19 protein-coding genes and 2 pseudogenes are annotated in these 18,386 nt (G+C 42.8%); 13 read left to right on the plus strand and 8 right to left on the minus strand.

The window, feature by feature from the left end:
• Window positions 1-65 precede the first annotated feature (65 nt).
• On the minus strand, window positions 66-227 hold the full coding sequence (locus EAE92_RS10885) for a hypothetical protein (RefSeq protein WP_214068087.1): 162 nt from the start codon (window positions 225-227) through the stop codon (window positions 66-68).
• 58 nt (window positions 228-285) lie between these two features.
• Here EAE92_RS10885 and EAE92_RS10890 point away from each other — a divergent pair, with 58 nt between their 5' ends.
• Window positions 286-1,116 carry an alpha/beta fold hydrolase gene (locus EAE92_RS10890; RefSeq protein WP_214068088.1) on the plus strand — a complete coding sequence of 277 codons (831 nt, stop codon included), beginning with the start codon at window positions 286-288 and terminating at the stop codon, window positions 1,114-1,116.
• A 105-nt stretch (window positions 1,117-1,221) separates the two neighbouring features.
• On the opposite strand, the pseudogene EAE92_RS25200 reads toward EAE92_RS10890, so the two are convergent.
• Together EAE92_RS25200 and EAE92_RS25205 are read right to left on the minus strand one after the other, a co-directional pair.
• A pseudogene (locus EAE92_RS25200) lies at window positions 1,222-1,421 on the minus strand (DUF2498 family protein); the annotation flags it as partial.
• A gap of 12 nt (window positions 1,422-1,433) precedes the next feature.
• A complete protein-coding gene (locus tag EAE92_RS25205; RefSeq protein WP_214068089.1) occupies window positions 1,434-1,583 on the minus strand; it encodes a hypothetical protein in 150 nt (49 codons plus the stop codon).
• Between the two features lie 188 nt (window positions 1,584-1,771).
• Between EAE92_RS25205 and topA the strand changes: the two genes are divergently transcribed.
• A complete protein-coding gene (gene topA, locus EAE92_RS10905) occupies window positions 1,772-4,372 on the plus strand; it encodes a type I DNA topoisomerase (RefSeq protein ID WP_214068090.1) in 2,601 nt (866 codons plus the stop codon).
• A 304-nt stretch (window positions 4,373-4,676) separates the two neighbouring features.
• On the plus strand, window positions 4,677-5,651 hold the full coding sequence (gene cysB / locus EAE92_RS10910) for an HTH-type transcriptional regulator CysB (protein ID WP_036805759.1): 975 nt from the start codon (window positions 4,677-4,679) through the stop codon (window positions 5,649-5,651).
• Between the two features lie 49 nt (window positions 5,652-5,700).
• On the opposite strand, the gene EAE92_RS10915 is transcribed toward cysB, so the two are convergent.
• Window positions 5,701-6,528, minus strand: a complete 828-nt coding sequence (locus tag EAE92_RS10915; protein WP_214068091.1) for a hypothetical protein — start codon at window positions 6,526-6,528, stop codon at window positions 5,701-5,703.
• A gap of 252 nt (window positions 6,529-6,780) precedes the next feature.
• Between EAE92_RS10915 and acnA the strand changes: the two genes are divergently transcribed.
• Window positions 6,781-9,456: an aconitate hydratase AcnA gene (acnA, locus tag EAE92_RS10920; protein ID WP_214068092.1), complete on the plus strand. Its 2,676-nt coding sequence runs from the start codon at window positions 6,781-6,783 to the stop codon at window positions 9,454-9,456.
• Window positions 9,457-9,525: 69 nt separating this feature from the next.
• On the opposite strand, the gene ribA is transcribed toward acnA, so the two are convergent.
• Entirely contained in the window at window positions 9,526-10,122 is a 597-nt protein-coding gene (gene ribA / locus EAE92_RS10925) for a GTP cyclohydrolase II (RefSeq protein WP_072165203.1), read from the minus strand.
• 250 nt (window positions 10,123-10,372) lie between these two features.
• On the opposite strand from ribA, the gene pgpB reads away from it, so the two are divergent.
• The 7 genes from pgpB (at window position 10,373) to EAE92_RS10960 (ending at window position 15,364) form a co-directional block, all read left to right on the plus strand.
• Complete coding sequence (gene pgpB / locus EAE92_RS10930; protein WP_214068093.1) at window positions 10,373-11,107, plus strand: phosphatidylglycerophosphatase B; 735 nt, start codon at window positions 10,373-10,375, stop codon at window positions 11,105-11,107.
• 160 nt (window positions 11,108-11,267) lie between these two features.
• Entirely contained in the window at window positions 11,268-11,579 is a 312-nt protein-coding gene (locus tag EAE92_RS10935) for a LapA family protein (protein ID WP_214068094.1), read from the plus strand.
• Window positions 11,580-11,585: 6 nt separating this feature from the next.
• On the plus strand, window positions 11,586-12,755 hold the full coding sequence (gene lapB, locus EAE92_RS10940) for a lipopolysaccharide assembly protein LapB (RefSeq protein WP_036805774.1): 1,170 nt from the start codon (window positions 11,586-11,588) through the stop codon (window positions 12,753-12,755).
• Between the two features lie 46 nt (window positions 12,756-12,801).
• Entirely contained in the window at window positions 12,802-13,548 is a 747-nt protein-coding gene (gene pyrF / locus EAE92_RS10945) for an orotidine-5'-phosphate decarboxylase (protein ID WP_214068095.1), read from the plus strand.
• The gene (gene yciH / locus EAE92_RS10950; protein WP_214068096.1) at window positions 13,538-13,864 is read left to right on the plus strand and encodes a stress response translation initiation inhibitor YciH; all 327 of its coding nucleotides are present in this window, start codon (window positions 13,538-13,540) and stop codon (window positions 13,862-13,864) included. Before pyrF ends, yciH begins: the two co-directional genes overlap by 11 nt.
• 385 nt (window positions 13,865-14,249) lie before the next feature.
• Window positions 14,250-14,855, plus strand: coding sequence for a TetR/AcrR family transcriptional regulator (locus EAE92_RS10955; protein ID WP_214068097.1), 606 nt, complete (start codon window positions 14,250-14,252; stop codon window positions 14,853-14,855).
• Between the two features lie 29 nt (window positions 14,856-14,884).
• Window positions 14,885-15,364, plus strand: a complete 480-nt coding sequence (locus tag EAE92_RS10960; RefSeq protein WP_214068098.1) for a nuclear transport factor 2 family protein — start codon at window positions 14,885-14,887, stop codon at window positions 15,362-15,364.
• An 89-nt stretch (window positions 15,365-15,453) separates the two neighbouring features.
• Here the strand turns inward: EAE92_RS10960 and EAE92_RS10965 are convergent, their stop codons facing one another.
• The 3 genes and pseudogenes from EAE92_RS10965 to EAE92_RS25000 all read right to left on the minus strand — a co-directional run.
• A complete protein-coding gene (locus tag EAE92_RS10965; RefSeq protein ID WP_214068099.1) occupies window positions 15,454-16,734 on the minus strand; it encodes a type II toxin-antitoxin system HipA family toxin in 1,281 nt (426 codons plus the stop codon).
• Window positions 16,731-16,919 carry a hypothetical protein gene (locus tag EAE92_RS24555; RefSeq protein WP_246545139.1) on the minus strand — a complete coding sequence of 63 codons (189 nt, stop codon included), beginning with the start codon at window positions 16,917-16,919 and terminating at the stop codon, window positions 16,731-16,733. The genes EAE92_RS10965 and EAE92_RS24555 overlap by 4 nt, the downstream gene beginning before the upstream one ends.
• A gap of 36 nt (window positions 16,920-16,955) precedes the next feature.
• Window positions 16,956-17,084, minus strand: a pseudogene (locus tag EAE92_RS25000) (DNA-binding protein); the annotation flags it as partial.
• Window positions 17,085-17,361: 277 nt separating this feature from the next.
• Between EAE92_RS25000 and EAE92_RS10975 the strand changes: the two are divergent.
• Both EAE92_RS10975 and EAE92_RS10980 read left to right on the plus strand, forming a co-directional pair.
• Complete coding sequence (locus EAE92_RS10975; protein ID WP_246545134.1) at window positions 17,362-17,769, plus strand: hypothetical protein; 408 nt, start codon at window positions 17,362-17,364, stop codon at window positions 17,767-17,769.
• Window positions 17,770-17,885: 116 nt separating this feature from the next.
• On the plus strand, window positions 17,886-18,386 hold a 501-nt coding region (locus tag EAE92_RS10980), incomplete at its 3' end, for an RNA-guided endonuclease InsQ/TnpB family protein (protein ID WP_214068105.1).

Raw genomic sequence — 18,386 nt, forward strand, 5'->3', positions numbered from 1 at the left:
TTATTCTCATGATGTTTTTCCCCTGAAAAACCCGCTATTTTGGCCCTGTTAAAATATTACAGGTGTTACATAATTTGCTTTACATCCCCTTCCTGCTTGTGAGGAGCCGCAGGCTTTTCTACACCAATAGTTGATACTCTGGCTTTGCGTTTATCTGTTTTGCCGGGTTGATCTTCAAATAAGCACAAGTCATTTTTGCACAGCGCTATTGGCGTCTTTAAACGCACTATGCAAATCCCCGAAAAATGGCGACTTACAATAATATTCATGAGGAAATAAAGTATTATGGCGATTTCACAATACGATATTCATACCAGTCATGCTGTCATCTCTGTCGCTGATACGGGAGGTGATGGGTTGCCGGTCCTTCTTATACACGGTAATTCAAGTTGTAAAGAAGTTTTTCGCCATCAAATTAACTGTTTTGGCGACGAATACCGGATTTTAGCGATTGATTTACCAGGACATGGCGCTTCATCAAACGCAGAGGACCCTCGCCGGACCTATTCGATATCCGGTTATGCTCTTTGCATCATCGAAGTACTGGAGAAGTTAGGCATCGATAAAGTTGCTGTTTTCGGATGGTCACTGGGCGGGCATATCGGTTTGGAGCTGATCCCGCGATTCCCTGGGATTGTTGGGCTAATGATTTGTGGTACGCCGCCGGTTAGCCCAGGTGCAGAGAATGTCAGTCTTGGATTTAAACCAAGCCGGTTTATGGCAATATCTGGTAAGGCTTCGCTGACAGAAGAGGAAATTACGGATTATACCCTGGCGTTGTATGGAAAAGACGCGCTTTGTGAGCCATTTCTAAGAGCCGCAGTAGCGCGGACCGATGGCTTGGCTCGGCAATATATGTCTGAAGCGTCGGTTTCACCGGATGTTATGGATCAACGATTATTGGTTGAAACAAACCCAACACCACTTGCTATCGTTAATGGTGCAGAAGATTTATTTGTTAATATTGATTATATTAACGGAATAATCTACAAAAATCTCTGGACTGATCAAGTGTATAACTTGCTCCACTTGGGACATGGGCCATTCTGGGAATCTCCAGAGCTGTTTAATCGTTTGATGGCGGGTTTTTTCTCTGATCTCACCTTAGAAATGTAATTAATACCTGTAGTTTGTCATCAGCGGTATTTTATATACCCGGCAGATATATTTTTATATCGTTTTCATATATCTGCCTATTCATTGCTCAATAAGTTTTTGTTATTAATTTTCGAGATAATATTGTTTCGGTAGGATATGCTTCAGATGTTTGAACATATTGAAAATAGTAGTACTTTTACCCATAGGTAAACCATTTCCGCTTAGAAAAGATTCACCATCAATACTAATACATTTCCTTTTTGTTCTACGCTACTTATATACATGCCATGAATAAAATCTTCATGTTGACGGATGATATGGCTGGTTTTTTTTAATCATTGTTCACCTTTAATCGGTGTTGTTCGGTTGTATCTTTTCCTGTCCTTATCAAAAATAATTTGTTGCGCATCATTTTTTATCAGGTAGAGTGTGAACTTTTCATCATGCAGATGGAAGATTTTGTTTACGGTTATTACTTCATTCATTTGCATAGCTCATGGGCGGTATCTAAAATACCTTAGATAATTCAATATGTTTCGAGTTTGGGGAAATCAACTGAATAAAAATAAGTTGATATATTGAGAATCTATCGCAATATAAAAAGAGGTTTTAAATACCGTGATATGGCGCAGTGAATTCCACCATCTGAAAAGATAATTAGGTAAAGATAACTATGGGTAAAGCTCTTGTAATAGTGGAGTCCCCGGCAAAGGCCAAAACAATCAACAAATATTTGGGGAGTGACTACGTGGTGAAATCCAGCGTTGGTCATATCCGTGATTTGCCGACCAGTGGCTCAGCCAGCCAAAAGAGTTCGAGCTCATCTACCGATAAGTCTAAGAAGAAGGTTAAAAAAGATGAGAAAGCTGCATTAGTCAACCGTATGGGGGTTGATCCATACCGTGGTTGGGAAGCGAATTATCAGATTTTGCCGGGCAAAGAGAAGGTCGTGGCAGAGCTAAAATCGCTGGCTGAAAAAGTTGATCATGTTTATCTCGCAACGGATCTTGACCGCGAGGGAGAAGCCATTGCATGGCACTTGCGGGAAGTGATTGGTGGCGATGGCGATCGTTTTAGCCGGGTTGTTTTTAATGAAATCACTAAAAATGCCATTAAACAGGCATTTGATAATCCGGGTGAATTAAATATTCACCGGATAAATGCTCAACAAGCTCGTCGTTTTATGGATCGAGTTGTGGGTTATATGGTTTCTCCGTTGCTGTGGAAAAAGGTCGCCAGAGGACTATCCGCCGGTCGGGTGCAATCGGTGGCGGTACGTCTGGTGGTAGAGAGAGAACGTGAAATTAAAGCGTTTGTACCGGTAGAATATTGGCAATTACATGCTGATTTGCTGGCGAAAGGCGAAATTTCACTGCATATGGAAGTGACTCATCAGCAGGGTAAGCCGTTTAAGCCGGTTAATAGCGAACAAACGCAAGCCGCCGTCTCTTTACTGGAAAAAGCCCGTTACAAAGTGCTTGATCGTGAAGATCGTCCGACATCCAGTAAACCAGGCGCGCCGTTTATCACCTCTACATTGCAACAGGCAGCCAGCACGCGTTTAGGGTTTGGCGTTAAAAAGACCATGATGATGGCTCAACGTTTGTATGAGGCCGGATATATTACTTATATGCGTACTGATTCAACTAATTTGAGTCAGGATGCGCTGGATATGGTTCGTGGTTATATCGGTGATAATTTTGGCGATAAATACCTGCCAAAAACTGCCAATACTTACAGTAGTAAAGAGAATTCACAGGAAGCGCACGAAGCGATTCGTCCTTCCAGTGTTGATATCATGGCAGAACAACTGAAAGATATGGATACGGACGCACAGAAACTGTATCAGCTAATCTGGCGTCAGTTTGTGGCTTGTCAGATGACGCCGGCGAAATACGATTCCACAACATTGACTGTACAGGCGGGTGATTTTGAATTACGCGCCAAAGGTCGTACATTGCGTTTTGATGGCTGGACAAAAGTGATGCCTGTATTGCGCAAAGGTGACGAAGACCACACGTTGCCGGTTGTTGAAATTGGTACAGAACTTGATTTGCAACAACTGATCCCAAGCCAGCACTTCACTAAACCACCGGCGCGTTATAGTGAGGCATCTCTGGTTAAAGAGTTGGAGAAACGCAGTATTGGTCGCCCATCCACTTATGCTTCCATTATCTCCACAATTCAGGAGCGTGGTTATGTTCGTGTGGAGAGTCGGCGTTTCTACTCAGAGAAAATGGGTGAGATTGTGACTGATCGTCTGGAAGAGAATTTCAACGAGCTGATGAGTTATGATTTTACTGCGCGAATGGAAGATCAGCTTGATCAGGTTGCAAGTAACAAAGCCGAATGGAAAGGGGTTTTGGATGAGTTTTTCACTGATTTTAGTGAACAGCTAGACGTCGCCAATAAAGAGCCGGAAGATGGCGGCATGCGGCCCAATCCGATGGTTATTACCTCTATTGAATGTCCGACATGTCAGCGTTCTATGGGCATTCGAACGGCGACTACTGGCGTTTTCCTGGGTTGCTCTGGCTATGCGTTATCACCTAAAGAGCGTTGTAAGCAGACGATAAACCTTATCCCTGAGAATGAAATTCTTAATATCTTGGAAGGGGATGAGGCGGAAACAAATGCGTTGCGAGCTCGTCGTCGCTGTAAAAAATGTGGTACGGCGATGGACAGCTACCTCATTGATAACCAACGTAAATTACATGTTTGCGGTAATAACCCTGCTTGTGATGGTTATGAAGTGGAAGAGGGCGAATTTCGCATTAAGGGATATGACGGTCCTGTTATCGAATGTGATAAATGCGGCGCTGAAATGCACCTGAAAATGGGGCGTTTCGGTAAATACATGGGCTGTACCGATGAAACTTGTAAAAATACGCGTAAGATCTTACGTAGCGGGGAAGTCGCGCCGCCAAAAGAGGACCCGGTTCCGATACCTGAGCTTCCTTGTGAAAAATCTGATGCCTATTTTGTATTACGCGATGGCGCCGCTGGCGTATTTTTAGCGGCGAGTACCTTCCCTAAATCTAGAGAAACCAGAGCGCCGTTGGTAGAAGAGTTAGCGCGTTTTAAAGAGCGTCTGCCGGAGAAATTACGTTACTTGGCTGATGCTCCCGCGGCAGATGCTGAAGGCAATAAAACAGTTATCCGTTTTAGCCGTAAAACTAAACAGCAATATGCTTCTTCGGAGAAAAATGGCAAGGCAACGGGTTGGAGTGTGTTTTATGTTGATGGAAAATGGGTTGAGAAAGATAAAAAGTAACAATTTTTGACAGAATCAACACTCTCTTTTTCTTAGAAAAGGGATTATTTTCTTCTATTAAGCCAACCTTATAGGTTGGCTTTTTTCACTTATAGGCAGTATCTTAAAATATATGAATTAGAGTCGCGCTAAACATTCATTATGAATTTTCAATTATTCGTTATATAAATATATAATCGTGTTATAGTGGTTATATGCGACAACAATATTATTTCTATTCGTTATAATAAATAGCAAACAGCAATATCAGTCCAGGTTTCTAAGTCATAATTGTTCACAGCGTTTATTTTGGGATGGTGTTTATATGAAATTGCAACAGCTTCGTTACATCGTGGAGGTGGTAAACCACAACCTTAATGTTTCATCTACGGCAGAAGGATTGTATACATCTCAACCCGGGATCAGTAAGCAAGTCAGGATGCTTGAAGATGAATTAGGTATTCAGATTTTTTCCCGTAGTGGTAAACACCTGACGCATGTTACTCCCGCAGGTGAAGAGGTTGTCCGAATTTCTCGTGAAGTATTATCTAAGATTGATGCAATACGGTCAGTTGCTAGTGAACATACTTATCCGAATCGTGGTTCGCTATATATTGCGACTACCCACACACAGGCCCGTTATGCATTACCTCCTGTGATTAAAGGCTTTATTGAACGTTATCCGCAGGTTTCTTTACACATGCATCAGGGGTCGCCGACGCAAATTGCTGAAGCTGTGAGTAAAGGTAATGCTGATTTTGCTATTGCAACTGAAGCGCTCCATTTATATGAAGATTTGGTAATGTTGCCTTGTTACCATTGGAACAGGACGCTAGTGGTGACATCAGATCACCCGCTGGCAGGTAAAGAGAGTGTTTCAATTGAAGAATTGGCCGAATATCAACTGGTCACTTATACATTTGGCTTTACTGGTCGTTCTGAGTTAGATGTTGCATTCGATAAAGTAGGTTTAAAACCTAAAATTGTTTTCACTGCGACGGATGCTGATGTTATTAAAACTTATGTCCGGTTAGGGTTAGGCGTGGGGGTTATTGCCAACATGGCGGTTGATCCGGTACAGGATAAAGATCTGGTTTGCATTGATATGCGTGATAAATTCGGCTATAGCACCACTAAGATTGGTTTTCGGCGCAGTAGTTTCTTACGCAGCTACATGTATGACTTTATGTGGCGTTTTGCGCCTCACCTGACGCGTGATGTGATTGATCAGGCGGTTGCTCTACGCTCAAATGAAGATATCGAAATGATGTTTAAAGATATCAAATTACCAATCGTATAATGAAATAATTAGGGAGCTAATATTGCTATTAGTTCCCTAATTTTGCTTATCAGTTGGATTCAAACTCACCACTGAAGAAATCGTCAGACTCTTCTATTGATGTTTTTCTTTGCTTGTTAATGAAACTATCAAAACTGGCTTTAATCTCAGGATGTTCGAGCGCTTCATAGTCTAAGACCGATATTAAGGATGAATATTCAAAATCAATGTTGACATTTTCATTAGAAGCACAACTTGATAAAAAGTTTGCATTAGTGCTATCAAAATTAACGCGATAGAGTTTTAGCTTCGGAATATATACCGTCTTATCTCCTACAATTAAGGTATCGATAGCAATCGTCAGTGTCACAGTAGAATAGAAGCCTTTATTTTTCCGTATACCTAAGCGGATCGTTTCCCCTTGTTTAGTAAGGAACTTAGCGAAATCCGGCAGCATATCTGTATTTTCGAATACAACCACGTTCATAATAAAATTAAGGAAACTTTTTGAGATGCTTAAACCATTTAATGAATCGGTGTAATTTTTAGATTCAACTTTGCTGGTACCCATTAGAGGTAATTTGTCAACCACTTTACTCCAAAAGTCCATATCTGTTTTGTATTGCTCTCCATACTTTTCCGCGTATTTATTGACATAATTAGTTGCGATGGAGGAAAGTGCAATTAATGTTTTACTTAAACTATTGGTTTTCTCTATAACTTCTGGTTTATCAGATAATTGTTTGGCTATAATGAACTGAACTAAACCATCTTTTTCGTTATATTTATTGGTGTTTTCTATACTGAAATAAGCGTCATCGATGTGAAAGAAGGTATTAGCTTCATTGATTTTTGCGATATGTTCCTGGTTATGTGTAATTGCGTTTTTTATATCCATTATTTTTTCCTTGTTTTTTAATTGATAATTTTAATCCAATTGAATTGTTAGCGAGCTAATTCTATCTGATTATCATTCGATTGTTTACCCGACTAAATTATCAAAATTTATTACTGAAATTCTGATGGATACACTGAATTGACACATTGTGCGGTAATAAAAAACAAATATTTGCTTATATGTTATGTTTAATTTGTGCCATTATCGTTAAGGTAGTTTTGAGTTATGCCAGTATAAGAAGAAGGAGGAGTTATGTCGTTTGATTTGAAAAAGGTTTGTGTTTCAACACTTTCTGCCGCAAGTAAACAATATGATTATTACAGCTTACCACTGGTTGCTAAACATTTGGGGGATATTTCCCGTTTACCCAAGTCTATGAAAGTTCTTCTGGAAAATCTTCTTCGCAATATTGATGGCAATTCTGTTGTTGATGATGATTTGAAAGCCATTGTTGATTGGCAAAATACCGGCCATGCAGACAGAGAAATTGCTTACCGGCCAGCACGTGTATTGATGCAGGATTTCACCGGTGTTCCTGCCGTTGTTGATTTAGCGGCCATGAGAGACGCGGTCCAGCGTCTTGGTGGTGATGTTGAACAAGTTAATCCATTATCACCCGTTGATTTGGTTATTGACCATTCAGTTATGGTGGATAAATTCGGTACGGAAAAAGCCTTTGAGCAAAATGTTCAATTAGAAATGGAACGTAACTATGAACGTTATCTCTTTCTGCGCTGGGGGCAAAAAGCGTTTAACCGTTTTCGTGTCGTTCCGCCAGGAACCGGGATTTGTCATCAGGTAAATCTGGAATACTTGGGAAAAACGGTTTGGCATGAAATGCATAATGGGCGGGAGTTGGCTTACCCTGATACCTTGGTTGGTACCGATTCTCATACTACTATGATCAATGGCCTCGGTGTCTTAGGATGGGGTGTCGGTGGTATTGAAGCCGAAGCAGCTATGTTAGGACAGCCTGTTTCCATGCTTATTCCTGATGTGGTGGGTTTTAAACTTACCGGCAAGTTACGCGAAGGGATTACCGCAACAGACTTGGTACTGACAGTGACTCAGATGCTGCGTAAACATGGCGTGGTCGGGAAATTTGTTGAGTTTTATGGGGATGGATTAGCTGATTTGCCGCTGGCAGACAGGGCAACCATTGCCAACATGTCGCCGGAATATGGTGCAACTTGCGGTTTCTTCCCGGTAGATGATATTACCCTGAACTACATGCGGTTGACAGGGCGTACAGAACAGCAGATTGAGTTGGTGGAAGCTTATTGTAAAGTTCAGGGATTATGGCGGAATCTTGGTGATGAACCGGTATTTACCAGCACTCTTGAGCTGGATATGTCGACAGTGGAAGCGAGCCTCGCTGGACCGAAACGTCCACAAGACAGAGTGGCGTTAGCGCAAGTACTTCAAGTATTTCAATCAGCCGTTGATTTGGAAATGAATAAATCCCAAGGGAAAGCCGTCTCAGCGCCAGTTAATCAGGATAACCAGAAGTATGAGTTAGAAGAGGGGGCGGTCGTCATTGCCGCGATAACTTCTTGTACCAACACATCTAATCCCAGTGTACTGATGGCCGCGGGTTTATTGGCGAAGAAAGCGGTTGAGAAGGGGCTTAAACGCCAACCGTGGGTGAAAACTTCACTGGCGCCCGGCTCGAAAGTGGTGACGGATTATCTTGAACTGGCGGGTTTGATGCCATATCTGGAGAAACTGGGCTTCAATCTGGTTGGTTACGGTTGCACAACTTGCATTGGTAACTCTGGGCCACTGCCTGAATCTATTGAAACTGCGATTAAACAAGCTGATCTTACCGTCGGCGCCGTCCTTTCTGGCAACCGAAACTTTGAAGGTCGTATCCATCCTCTGATAAAAACTAACTGGCTAGCGTCGCCGCCGTTAGTCGTGGCATATGCTTTATCCGGCAGTATGAAAAAGGATTTGACTAAAGATCCTCTTGGTCAGGATCAACAAGGTAATGATATCTATTTGAAAGATATATGGCCTGATAGCAAAGAAATTGCTAACGCCGTTGAGCGAATTAAAGCTGATATGTTTCACAAAGAGTATGCGGAAGTCTTTGATGGCGATGAAACATGGCAGTCGCTGGATGTTGCAAGTTCTGCAACTTATCACTTCCAACCTGATTCTACTTATATTCGTCACCCGCCATTCTTTAGTGAGATGACTGCCGAGCCAGAAGCGATAACGGATATTCACGGTGCGAATATATTGGCTATTCTTGGGGATTCGGTAACCACAGACCATATTTCTCCGGCGGGGAATATCAAAGCTGACAGTCCGGCAGGGCGTTACCTTCAAGAACATGGCGTTGAACCTAAGGATTTTAACTCCTACGGTTCAAGGCGCGGTAATCATGAAGTCATGATGCGTGGAACGTTTGCCAATATCCGTATCCGTAATGAGATGATTTCTGGTGTAGAGGGAGGATATACCCGCCATATTCCGTCACAGACACAATTAGCGATTTATGATGCGGCTATGCGTTATCAGGAAGAAAAAACACCGTTGGCCATTATTGCCGGCAAAGAATATGGTTCTGGTTCAAGCCGAGACTGGGCAGCGAAAGGTACCCGATTATTAGGAGTTAGAGTGGTGATTGCGGAATCATTTGAGCGTATTCACCGTTCGAACCTGATTGGTATGGGAGTATTACCGCTGGAATTCCCTCAGGGCATAAATCGTAAGACGCTAAATCTGCAAGGTGATGAGACAATTGATATTGAAGGGATGAATAACCTCAAGCCGGGACAGATTGTTCCGGTGAAAGTGACTTATGCGGATGGGCGTAAGGAAATCATTAATGCTCATAGTCGTATTGATACCAGAACTGAATTAGATTATTTCCACCACGGTGGTATCTTGCATTATGTTATTCGCCACATGTTGAAATAGATTTTACAGCATACTAAAGACGGCACTGATTATTTAAGCGCCGTCTTTTCCGGCTAGTTTGCTGAAAAACTAATTTTGCTCAGGTAACAAATGACCCATTTTTCTGGCTTTGGTATCCAAATAATAAGCGTTTTTAGGATTCCGGCCGGTAATTAATGGCACACGTTCTACGATATTAATACCTGCTTCGGTCATAATTTCCACTTTTTTGGGATTATTTGTCAGCAGACGAATGGCTTGAACGCCGAGTAATTTATACATATCTGCGCATAGGGTGAAATCACGCTCATCGGCGGCAAAACCTAACTGATGGTTAGCTTCTACAGTATCGATACCGTTATCCTGTAACGCATAAGCCCGAATTTTGTTGATTAAGCCGATATTACGACCTTCTTGCCGATGGTAAAGTAATACCCCTCGCCCTTCTTTAGCGATCTGAGCAAGGGCGGCTTCAAGTTGAAATCCGCAATCACAACGTAGACTAAACAGGGCGTCACCGGTCAGGCATTCTGAATGGATTCTGGAAAGGACGGGTTCATTGCCAGAAATAGTGCCGTATACTAATGCGACATGATCTTGACCTGTGGCGACTTCTTCAAAGCCGACCATTAAAAAATCGCCCCAGGGGGTGGGTAACTTGGCCTCAGCGACTCGTTTTAATTGCATTTTATTGTTCATATGTTGATTCAGACTCGTTACAAGACATAGATGTGAAAAACAATACCGGTCTGGGAAATCAGGGGACACTGCATAAAAGATTTTCTCTGATTATAATGCGGCGATATTTTGCCATATTTACCGCAAATTATCTGTCAAAAACTTTCAAATAATCATATATAAATGGCAGTTATAACACTAACATGTTAACGCTGAACAAGTTTTTAAAATTGTGTATAAAAATGATCCGGTGCCAGATATGAATCAATTTACCAAACCTATTATTGCCGCAACCCTGATTTTATTGTTACCACCTATAGCTGTATTGATGGCAGGCTGGCAATGGCAGCCTATGGGAGAGTATTTATGGCTTGAAATATTGTATTGGATTACTAATACTTCCGGCAAGCCGTGGTGTTATCTGGTTGTCCTGTTTTTTATTTTAGGGATGCTACGGTTGTTCGCGACTTCGGCCAGACAGGGGGTAATATTGCTCGCTATTGTTATGATGCTCCTTTTAACGGGGCAAGGCATAAAGGTTTTGGTAAAAAATACCACTAAAGAGCATCGTCCCTATGTTGTTTGGTTAGAAAAAAACTATCAAGCGCCGGCAGATGAATTTTATCAACATTCGCGAAAACAGCGGGCCGAGTTGTTGCAACGCAATTTAAAAGCTGATGACCGTATTCCACAATGGCAACTCACTCATTGGAAAAGAGAGACAGGATACGCTTTTCCTTCTGGGCATACCTTGTTTGCCGCCAGTTTGTCACTACTTTTAGTGGGTTTTTTATGGCCGCGTCGTCGCTATATTTTGTCTATAATTGTGACGATATGGGCAATGAGTGTTTTGATTAGCAGGATGGCATTAGGTATGCACTGGCCGCAGGATATTATCACATCAACGTTAATTAGCGCGGTATTAGTGATGGCTATTTGTTATCTCACAGAAAAATGGCGGCTGGTTAACGACAAAAAGGATTTGTCGGTGTAATTGCTTCTTATTTACACCTAATCGATGAGAAGATATCGTAAAAAAGCTGAAAGACGCATTTATCATGATAAATTGCTTCCTTTATCCAGACTGGAAATGCTAATTTAATGGGCCGTTATCCAGCATAATGTCCAAGCAACAATAGATAACAGGAAAAAATGTGAAATATTTTCTGATTTTATTACTGGTGTTGGTGATCTTTGTCATCTCGGTGACTCTCGGATCAAATAATGATCAGGTGGTTACATTTAACTATCTGATCGCTAAAGGGAATTACTCTGTATCTACACTTTTGGCTGTATTGTTTGCTAGCGGTTTCGTGTTAGGTTGGGTTATTTGTGGATTATTTTATCTTCGTGCTCGTTTGTCATTAGGAAGAGCTGAACGAAAGATTAAGCGACTCGAAGCGCAACTGGAGCAACCTGCTGAACCTTCGGTTACTCATTCAGCGCTTGCACTTAGCAAGGAATAAACTCCTATGTTAGAGCTGTTGTTTCTGTTGCTTCCTGTGGCCGCTGCTTATGGCTGGTATATGGGGCGCAGAAGTGCTCAACAGGATAAGCAACAAAATGCTGATCGCTTATCACGAGAATATGTTGCCGGGGTTAACTTTCTCCTTTCAAACCAGCAAGATAAAGCTGTGGATCTGTTTCTTGAAATGCTTAAAGAGGACAGTTCCGCTTTTGAAGCTCATTTGACTTTGGGGAATCTATTCCGTTCCAGGGGGGAAGTAGAGCGGGCTATCCGCATTCATCAATCTCTTATGGAAAGCGCTTCTCTGACATTTGATCAGCGTCTGCTTGCGACGCAACAATTGGGCCGCGATTATATGTCGGCGGGTTTGTATGATCGTGCTGAAAATATGTTCGCTCAGTTGGTGAATGAAAAAGATTTTCGGGAAAATGCGTTTCAATCGCTGCTGACTATTTATCAATCAACCAGTGATTGGAAAAAGGCCATTGATATCGCCGAGAAATTAGTCAAGTCCGGTAAACATGATTTACGGGAAAAAATTGCCCATTTTTATTGTGAACTCGCTTTACAGGAGATGAGCGGGGATGATCTTGATGAGGCGATCAGTTATCTCAATAAAGCGGTTCAGGCAGATAAAAACTGCGCCAGAGTTTCTATCATGTTGGGGCGCCTGTTTATGGCCCGACAAGAGTACATCAAAGCGGCGGATGCTTTAAAATCTGTCCTTGAGCAAGATAAAAAGTTGGTTAGTGAGGTGTTGCCTATTCTCCAGGAGTGTTACCAGCATCTGAATCAGACTGATGAATGGGAAGATTTCCTGAGACGTTGTGTAGAGGAAGATTGTGGGGCCACGGCCGAACTTTTGCTGGCTGATATTATCGAGCAGCAAAAAGGGCATGAAGTCGCGCAAATTTATATCAACCATCGATTAGAGCGTCATCCGACCATGCGCCTGTTTTATCGCCTGATGGATTACCATTTGGCTGAGGCAGAAGAGGGGCGAGCGAAAGAAAGTATTATCTTGTTGAGGGACATGGTTGGTGAGCAAATTCGTACTAAACCTAATTATCGCTGCCATAAATGCGGCTTTACTTCTCATTCACTTTATTGGCACTGTCCATCATGCCGTTCGTGGGATTCAATTAAGCCGATCCGCGGATTAGATGGTCAGTGACACCGTGTCATCATAATGTTGCTTTGTTAGTTAAAAAGGTTAAAAAATGACATCTCATACCTTAACATCGTTCGGTAGACAGATTAGCTCGCCTGTCATTGTTGCTTTAGATTACGATAATCAGGATGCGGCGCTGGCTTTTGCCGATAAAATTGATCCGCAGGATTGCCGTCTGAAAGTGGGTAAAGAGATGTTTACCCTGCATGGTCCGCAGTTTGTTAAATTGCTGCATCAACGTGGTTTTGACGTATTTTTGGATTTGAAATTCCATGATATTCCTAATACCACCGCCAGAGCGGTAGCTGCTGCTGCTGAAATGGGCGTTTGGATGGTAAACGTACATGCGAGCGGCGGCGCCAGAATGATGACAGCGGCGAAAGAGGCGCTGCTGCCTTATGGTCATGACGCTCCGTTGTTAATTGCTGTCACGGTGTTAACCAGCATGGAACAATCGGATCTACAAGGTATTGGCATTGATATGACGCCAGCGCAACAGGCTGAAAGGTTGGCAAAACTGACTCAGGCATGTGGGCTAGATGGCGTGGTTTGTTCTGCGCATGAAGCTCAACAACTGAAAAAGGTTTGTGGTCATAATTTTCAATTAGTGACTCCGGGGATTCGGCCGATGGGCAGCGACGCGGGCGATCAGCGCCGTATTATGACGCCGGAACAGGCGGTATTGGCTGGGGTTGATTATATGGTTATTGGGCGTCCGATTACCCGTGCCGTCGATCCTGCGGCAGCATTGCGTCAGATTAATCAATCTATTGCGGGAGTGATTAATGCAAGATAATAATTCGCGTCTAGTCTATTCCACAGATAAAGGCCGTATTCAGGAAGAAGCGGTTAAACCCCAGCGCCCAAAAGGAGATGGTATTGTTCGTATTCAACGTCAAACCAGTGGTCGTAAAGGAAAAGGGGTTTGTGTAATTACCGGAATTGATGCTGATGATCAGGCACTGATTAAACTGGCGGCTGAATTGAAGAAAAAATGTGGCTGTGGTGGTTCAGTAAAGGATGGCGAAATAGAGATTCAGGGCGATAAAAGGGATTTATTGAAGCAGTTACTTGAAGCCAAAGGCATGACAGTTAAATTAGCTGGTGGTTGATAGAAGGGCGGATATTCGCCCTTCATTAATTTTATTTTATGATCTAATTATTGGTAGTATTTTTATTGTTTTTTAATAATATTCTTAAATATTTAATTAAAGATAATTCACCATAAATAGATTATTTTAAATATTCTAAAGAATAATATTTTGATATTGTCCTTCCTTTTAAAAATAAATTTATATTTTTAAATTGATATAATAATCAATAAACGGCAGTAGGACATTTAATATTATTTCTTCGTTTCTTTGATAATATTTTTATTTAAAAGAGCTATTATGTGTAAATGAGCAGTTTTGATGAAAAAGGCGATGAGTATTATAATTGCTTTTTAAATCATAGAGATAACAATTTAAATTCATTTTTTTAGTAAAGAGGTTGACTATGGAGAATGATCGTTCTACCATGAAAAACATGGAAGGTGAGCCGGCACCCAACATCAGGGAAAACATGTTGGATGTTGTAGAGGAATTGATTTATACAAGGGGGATTGCGGCTACAGGTATCGATCTGATAACGCGCACGACAGGTTCTTCACGTAAAACAATTTATCGTTATTTTGGTACGAAAGAGGGGTTGATTGAAGAAGTTCTTCGTCGGCGAGATGAACGCTGGATGCGGTGGTTTACTTCATCAATAGCCGAATATAAAACACCTAAAGAAAAATTGCTGAATATTTTTCTGGTATTACAACGATGGTTCGAAAGTGATGATTTTAGAGGATGTGCATTTATCAATACATCCGGTGAACGCCCTAATCCAGATGATCCTGTAAGAATAATTGCTAAAGAACATAAAGAGAAAGTTTTTACCTACGTACTTTCTGTTTGTGAAGAAATATCGCCAGATTCATCGGTGGATTTAGCGAGGCAGCTCCTACTCTTAATAGAAGGCGCTATTACAACTGCGCATGTAATGAATGATACACACTATGCTGTAGAGGCGATGAATATTGCCAGGGCATTACTGAATAAATGCGATGTGAGTTAATGAAGTTTAATTATAATTAGGAGACAAATATGTCTAATATAAAAGAAATTCGCCAGCCGGTGCCGCCATTTACTCGGGAAACCGCTATTCAAAAAGTCCGCTTGGCGGAAGATGGGTGGAATAGCCGTGACCCTGAAAAGGTTGCATTGGCTTATTCATTGGATACCCATTGGCGTAATCGCGCTGAATTTGTGCATAGCCGTAAAGAAGCTCAGGGTTTATTAACCAGAAAATGGGCGAAAGAGCATGAATATCGATTAATTAAAGAACTTTGGGCGTTTACTGATAATAGAATAGCGGTTCGTTATGCTTATGAATGGCATGACGATTCCGGTAACTGGTTTCGCTCATATGGTAATGAGAATTGGGAATTTAACGAAGATGGCTTGATGTACAACCGTTATGCCTGCATTAATGATCTTCCGATAAAAGAATCTGAACGCAAATTTCATTGGCCTTTAGGTCGCCGTCCTGATGATCATCCTGGATTATCTGAGTTAGGGTTGTAATCCTTTTTCAGGAGATGGCCGAAACGCGGCTGATGCGCATGCTTGGCCTTCTGATAACGGAAGAATTCAGAAGGCCCGTATCTTTGAATTTATCGTTTGAGGCAAGACAGATTACGGTTAATGCAGTTCGTGACCTGATGGAGTTCGTCTGTGGGAATATCATCAGTTACATTCCGTGCCGTATGGGCGAAGTCAGCGGCGACATCTGCCACTTCATCAATAATGTTATTCATTTTGGCCGATGCGATGCCTGCATCTTTGGCAATCTTAAGCAACATGGTGCGGGTGATATCTGTTCCGTGGCCGGTTACTGAGGTTTGATGTTGTCCGCCGGGTCCGTCCGCAAAGGTCAGATCATAGGCGGGGGACACCACCCACTCATTGCTTTCATTCAGAATGAAGGAGAAATTCTTCACATGATCATCACGGTTATGCATCAACACGTTGAACACCATACGACGGGCTTGGGTTTCTCGCTCAACAATAGAGCGCGTGATGAAGCCAGTTGCCCGTAAGATATCTATGTAATCCATACAGGGTAATCGGAAGTCGGCATGTAGGGCGCCGGCCATACTCAGTACCGGCACTCGCATTCCATTCTCACGATCGAAACGCTGGACACCGAAAGCAGCAAGCTCCCCTTCAAGGCGGAAGTAGCGACTTGTGGGAAAATCAATGCCTGCCATTCTGGCCGTACAGGCGTACACTTCCTCAAGGGCGCAGACCCAAGGATTTTCCTCGGCTGTGGGGAATTTGACCAGCCAAGGCTCACTCTCTGGGAACGTAGTCGTTTTCATCTGGCCGGTGGATGGATTGTATTCTACCTGTGCCTTTGGTCTGGCGCCGTGAGGCGAGCCGCCAAGCAGGAAAAGTTCACGCAGTGCCTCCGAGTCCTGACCAGTTACTTCTTGACGGATTTGCTGGGCCAGTCCGGTCAAGTTCAGAATACTGTATTTGTCTTCCTGGTCGTCCGGTAAAGGCAGAGCAGGTTGGTAGGTCATAGCCCCCATTGTGTTATCGCTCAATAATGCCAGGCGTTCCAAGACGGAAATCCGGTCAGGATCGACATTATTACGGCGAAGGAACCGATCCATAAGCAACCGTCCCCAGCCATCCGGCAGGGAATCTGCGATGAAGCCAGGGAGCCAGTCCTGAAAGTGCTCGAAGTTCGCGTAAGTCTGTGTGGAAAGTGGCAGTTTTAGGGGTGAGAATTCGATGTCATTATCAAGAGCTTCTTGGGTGTACTCAAATAAATAGCGGCCACGCACAGTACTTTCGGCCAGATGACCCAACACCCACTGTTCCCCTCGACCACTGTAGACTACTTGTAGTCGGTTTAGTGACCGGTACTGAAAGTTTCGCGTTGTCATTTTTTTGAGCCTTCTGATTGATGAGCGCGGCCATTGCCGGAAGGTTTCCAGGCCGAGCGTGGGGTTCGCCGGGCGCGCTGGCGAACCGGCGCTTTCATAGCTTCAAGCTGTGCAATACTGACTGGTTGTGGCATAAACAGGGACTTTACTTCATCTTCCAGTCGTAGGGCAAAGGCGACCTTCATAAAATTCTCAAGCGTGCCTTGTCCGCTGGCCTCAAGTTTTTTGAGCGCAGAGACGGAAATGCCGCTTCTGAGCGCCAGCTCTGTCTGGAGCATGTTGCGCCGCAGTCGGTGCTCTCGGAGGCGGTTCCCAAGTTCTGCCAGCAATTCTGATTCGGTATAAAGCATTAGAGCCACAAATGAACCTCTTAAGTTTAAATTTTATGGTTAAGAGACTTTATTATACCTCTTATTTTGCAAGAATCTGAATATAAAAAGAGAGAGATTTAAGAGTTCTAAATGAAGCTTATAAATGTGTTTTCTGTACTTTAAAGCTTTATATGAGTCATTTATAAAAGAAATCTTCCTTTTCAAACAGTTCATGAATCTGGTTTATTCGTGTTGATCTCCTTAAGGATTTACTATCATACTTACCTATACATCAAATTTTAAAATGTGAGGTAATATGGCAAAACATCCTGTAGAACAATCACCTAAACTTAATTTTTCAAACCTAGATTTTGCTAAATTCGGGGAATACCTCAGTGAATATAGTATTGCTGATAAACAGGGAAGATACCTTCATTGGAGTCAGCTTAAGTGGCGAGTTCCTAGTAAAGAAGCTGAACACATCTGGTATGCGGTAAAGTTCTGTAGAGATCAGGTAAGAAAAAGTACGGGCTTATTTGATAAAAGCGGGAATGAGTTTAGTTTTTGTATACATGATTCACTAGAACCAAAATTGCACAAAATTGTACAACTTGGTGCAGGTAAAGTAGCCGCAATTGCAGGATCTCAAGCATCAGATAATATTCAACAGAATTACTTAGCAAAATCCGCCGTAAACCCTCGCCCAATGCGGGCGGTGATATAAGGCGAAAAGCCCGCAGGGCTTTCAGGTTATTAACCATCACGTTCACTGGCAGCCCGGGGGGGACACGGCCCAAAAAAGCGGTTAAAATACATCAACTATCCCGATGAGCGCTGATGATGTTAAGAGCCACCAAAGTCCGCATTTACCCGACACCCGAACAGGCTGATTATCTCAATGCTCAGTTCGGTGCGGTCCGTTTCGCGTACAACAAGGCGCTGCACATCAAGAAGCACGCTTATCAACGCCACGGGGTGAACCTCAGCCCGCGTAAAGACCTCAAGCCCTTACTGTCAGTGGCAAAAAAGTCCCGCCGGTATGCCTGGCTCAAAGCGTATGACGCCATTGCCTTGCAGCAGGCGGTGATTAACCTCGATATGGCGTTTTCCAACTTTTTTAATCCGAAGCTGAAAGCGCGCTTCCCGGCGTTCAAACGCAAGCATGGCAGGCAGTCCAGCTATCATTGTGTCGGGGTGAAGGTGTTGGACGGAGAAATAAAAATACCCAAATTATCGCCGATAGAAGCCCGTCTGCACCGTGAAATGACCGGAGAGGTGAAAAGCATGACGCTGAGCCGTTCAGCCACCGGTAAATACTACGCCTCGATACTCTGTGATGAC

The organism is Photorhabdus hainanensis (assembly GCF_018448965.1).
Lineage (GTDB): Bacteria > Pseudomonadota > Gammaproteobacteria > Enterobacterales > Enterobacteriaceae > Photorhabdus > Photorhabdus akhurstii.